General features: G+C 58.2%; 2 protein-coding genes. Both read right to left on the bottom strand.

Going from position 1 to position 3983, the window contains the following annotated elements:
• Nucleotides 1-329 precede the first annotated feature (329 nt).
• The gene (locus QEH57_RS24530; RefSeq protein WP_309009448.1) at nucleotides 330-1877 is read right to left on the bottom strand and encodes a family 10 glycosylhydrolase; all 1548 of its coding nucleotides are present in this window, start codon (nucleotides 1875-1877) and stop codon (nucleotides 330-332) included.
• 451 nt (nucleotides 1878-2328) lie between these two features.
• Nucleotides 2329-3708, bottom strand: coding sequence for an integron integrase (locus QEH57_RS24525; RefSeq protein ID WP_343224840.1), 1380 nt, complete (start codon nucleotides 3706-3708; stop codon nucleotides 2329-2331).
• Between the last annotated feature and the right edge of the window lie 275 nt (nucleotides 3709-3983).

The raw sequence follows: 3983 nt of genomic DNA, 5'->3' as shown, positions 1-3983 counted from the left end.
GCGAGTTGAGATAGCTGACCTCGTCCTCTTCAAGCTCGATTGGTTTTACTCTTCGTCCTCGTCTTTCCACTACAAAGAACATGTAGGAACAAGAGAGGAAAAGCCATATCTATTATGTAGGTTATTTTTCTTACACCACACTAGTCCGCCATTTCGTCCGCAGGAGCTTTAGCGAAGGTAGAAGCTCAAAGAGCGACGGCCGGATTCGCGTACATTCGCGGTTCCAAACTCCTCATCTCCCCCGATACGCGTTCCTCAAACCACAACCCCATCCGCCCCCAAACCCATCTGCGCACATCTGCGTAAATCTGCGGACCCAAAAGACACAATCACTCCCCCTCAATCTGCGGCCCCGCTTCGAGCACGGCGGGCAAACTCGCGTTTCCGCTACGGTCAACCGCCCTCACCACCACAGCGTCGATCGACGCAGCCAGTTGAATGTTCGTCTCCCCCTTTGGTAGTATCCGCGTTTTCCAATCTCCGCCCTCACGGTACTGCAAGGCCCAAAGCCACGCCTCTTCCTCGCCCGTCGATTCCCAACTCGCTTCGTATCCACCCTCCAATACGTCCACCTTCAGCGACGGCATCGAAGGAGCCGTCGCATCCAGCCAAGCAAAGCGAGGCACCAAGGCAGGCTCCCCATACACGTTGCCAGCCAGCTCATCCCTCAAGGCCTTGCTGTTCCGGTAAGCGCTGGCGCTCCAAAGGATTTGCCCACCCGCTTTCGGCTGGCTCCGCGTAAACCCAATCTGTCTCGCAATCTCCTCGACCGGCCACTCGCCTCCAACTTTCAAAGCGTTGAGCCCCGGAAAGACGTGACGCTCCCTCACGCTCTGCTCCGTCCACCAGTCCAGCAGAACCGGGAAGCTCGTCGGCGGGTGGTCGATAGTCCAGTAGAGCTGCGGAGCTACGTAGTCGCACCAGCCCTCCCTCAGCCACTTCCGCGCATCCGCGTACAGCGCTTCGTAGGCGTCCAGCCCCGCAATCGTATCAGGATGGTTGGGACGCCAAATGCCAAAAGGACTGATACCGAACTTCATGCGCGGCTTAACGTCATGAATTTCCCGATACACGCGCTGGACAAACTCGTCCACGTTGCGACGCCGCCAGTCGCTTCGACTAAGACCCGTTTCCGCACCAAACCGTTTCCAACTCGATTCGTCAGGGAAATCCAAATACCTGCCCTTCTTGTCCTTTTCCGGGTACGGATAGAAATAGTCGTCGAAATGCACGGCATCGATGTCGTAGCGCCGCACCACGTCTAGCACGACCCGAAGCGTGTACTCCTGGGCATCCAGTTCCCCCGGATCGAGCCAGAGCAAGCTCCCATACTTCCGAACCCAGTCCGGATGCCGCTTGCTCACGTGGCTATCCGCCGCCTCGGCAGCGATCTTCAAGCTCCGCACCCGAAAGGGGTTAAACCAGGCATGCAGCTCCAATCCCCGCCGGTGGGCTTCGTTCACCGCAAATTCCAGCGGATCGTAGAAAGGCGACGGCGCTTGACCCTGCTTTCCCGTGAGGTACTCCGACCACGGCTCAATAGCCGACTGATAAAACGCATCGCTGGCAGGCCTCACCTGCAGGATCACCGCATTCTGCCTCAGCTCCAAAGCCTCATCCAACAACGCCAACAGCTCCGCCTGCTGCTCCGCTACGCTGAGGCCCGGCTTCGAGGGCCAGCACAAATTGGCCACCGTAGGAATCCATACCCCGCGAAACTCACGGACAACTTCCGGAGGGCTAATCCCCGGCGCGGGAGCCACCAGCTCGTCCACTTCAGGCGTCCGATCGCATCCCACCAGCAAGCAAAGCGCAAGGCAGGCGCAAGAAACTGCCCTCCTCCAAACCTTCCATTGAAACTGCCAGCAACCCGCCATCGCCCCCATAAGCAAGCCGATCCCGAACAAAGTCAAAATCGATCAAACGCCCAGTTCACCGCTCGAACCATCCTCAAATTGACGACCACTCTTCATCAATCACTCTTCCCACAAACGTCTCCTTGCTCATCAGATCAACGTCCGCCCTGTCACCATTCCCAAGAAACCAAAAAAACATACCCGCAATCTGCGGGCCACACACTCCCCCAAAAAAATCATTCGCGTCCACGCTAGTCCGCCATTTCGTCCGCAGCAGTTTTAGCGAAAGTGGAAGCTCAAAGAGCGACGGCCGGATTCGCGGTTCCAAACTCCTGACCTCCCTCGGTACGCCGTTCCTCAAACCACTTCCCCATCAATCCCCAAAAAAGAATCTGAGCACATCTGCGAAGATCTGCGTGCAAATAACAACCCAGCCCCGCTCGCCGTACCGCACTCGCTACCCCGATTCGCATCACAAGTCCCCCAACGGGCTCTTCACGTTCGTCCCGGGCCGATTCATCACGTGCAAGTAGATCATCGTCGTCTCCACCGACGCGTGCCCCAGCAACTCCTGCACCGTCCGGATGTCGTAGCCGTCCTCCAGCAAGTGGGTCGCGAAGGAATGCCGCATCACGTGTGGCGTCACATGCTTGTGGATGCCTGCCGCCCTCGCCGCATCCCTTACCGCCCTCTGCGCGAAACGATCGTTCCAGTGATGCCGTCGCACCGCATCGCTGCGAGGGTCTCGCTGCAACCTATCCGTCGGAAAGACGTATTGCCACGGCCACTCTTTCGACGCGTTCGGATACTTGACCCCAAGCCGATTCGGCATGTACACCCCGTCCACCCCGTCGGCTCGGTCACGCTCGAACAGCGCCCTCGTACCCTTCAGGTGATCCTTCAGTGGTCCGACCAGCCCCTCAGGCAAAGGCGTCCGCCGATCCTTCCTCCCCTTGCCGTCGCGAACCACCACCACGCCGTTGCCGAAATCCAGATCCTTCACCCGCAGCCGCAGCGCCTCGCTCACCCGAAGCCCGCTTCCGTACATTAGCTTCACCAGCACGCGCGCCTTCGGCTCGACGCAGGCCATGAAACGCGCCATCTCGTCTCGCGACAAGACCACCGGCAACGCTCGCCCCCGACTCGCGACCTTGTAGTCCGGCAAGGTCCCCGGTTCCATGCCCAGGCACGAACGAAAAGCGAAAATTAAAGCGTTCAAGGCCTGCTTCTGCGTCGCCAAGGCAACGTCTCCCACCACCGCCAGCTGGTCCAGAAACCCGGAAATCGCTCGCTCGAGCTCTTCTCCCGCCTGTTCGCGACTTTCCAGCCTTGCCGAACTCACGGGCTGCTTGCTCCACCACCTAGTCAACTGACCCACCCACATCAAGTACCCCTTCTCCGTCGAGAGGGCGCGGCCCTTCCTGCGAGCCACCACCCGAACGCCCTGCGCCATTCCGCCGCTCTCCACAAAATGGGATTGCACCTGATCAAGAGAAACCAGCTCGACCCCGGCCAAATCCACCTTTGGCCGTACCGAAAAAGCCGCAGGCCCCACTTCAGCTCCGTGCGAGCCCGCCGCGTCCAGCAGCCAGTCCACCGCCTTGCCAGCCTGCTCCACCTGCCAGTCTTCCGCTTTCCACTTTTCCTTGAGAAAACGCTCGAAAGAGCGAGCAACCGCGTAGCTAGGCAACGCCGACGGCAAACGCCCGCCATTGCGCTTCTCTAAATAGGTCAGGAAGCGCTTCATCCACAAAGGACTCCACGTCCCGTCCAATCCAGCGGGCACTCCGCCCGCGATCCATAGCTTCCGGGCACGGCAAAGCCACTCCGGTTGGTCGCATCCATTCGTCATAAGAAGAGGGGTTAGAGTTGGTTTCCTTGTCGCATAACTCGGGACAGGTCCGCTTTAGTTATGCGACAAGGATCTTACCTACACCATTGACAAACGCAACTCCTCTTAGGTATTTTCTCATAAATTTATGTCGCATAACGCCGGAAAATTATTCCGACAAATTTGACGCATAATATTACTGTTCGAAGAGAAATGAAACTAGCGATAATGGAGTCCGACGGTATTGATCCAGATGATTACGAACTCACAGAGATCGACGAACCAAGCTGGGAGAA

It is taken from the genome of Pelagicoccus sp. SDUM812005, from assembly GCF_031127875.1.
Lineage (GTDB): Bacteria > Verrucomicrobiota > Verrucomicrobiia > Opitutales > Opitutaceae > Pelagicoccus.
This window is presented reverse-complemented; position numbering and strand designations above follow the sequence as displayed.

Coding starts and splice junctions, on each gene's coding strand:
- QEH57_RS24525 (WP_343224840.1), bottom strand. CDS start 3,708: ATGACGAATGGATGCGACCAACCGGAGTGGCTTTGCCGTGCCCGGAAG.
- QEH57_RS24530 (WP_309009448.1), bottom strand. CDS start 1,877: ATGGCGGGTTGCTGGCAGTTTCAATGGAAGGTTTGGAGGAGGGCAGTT.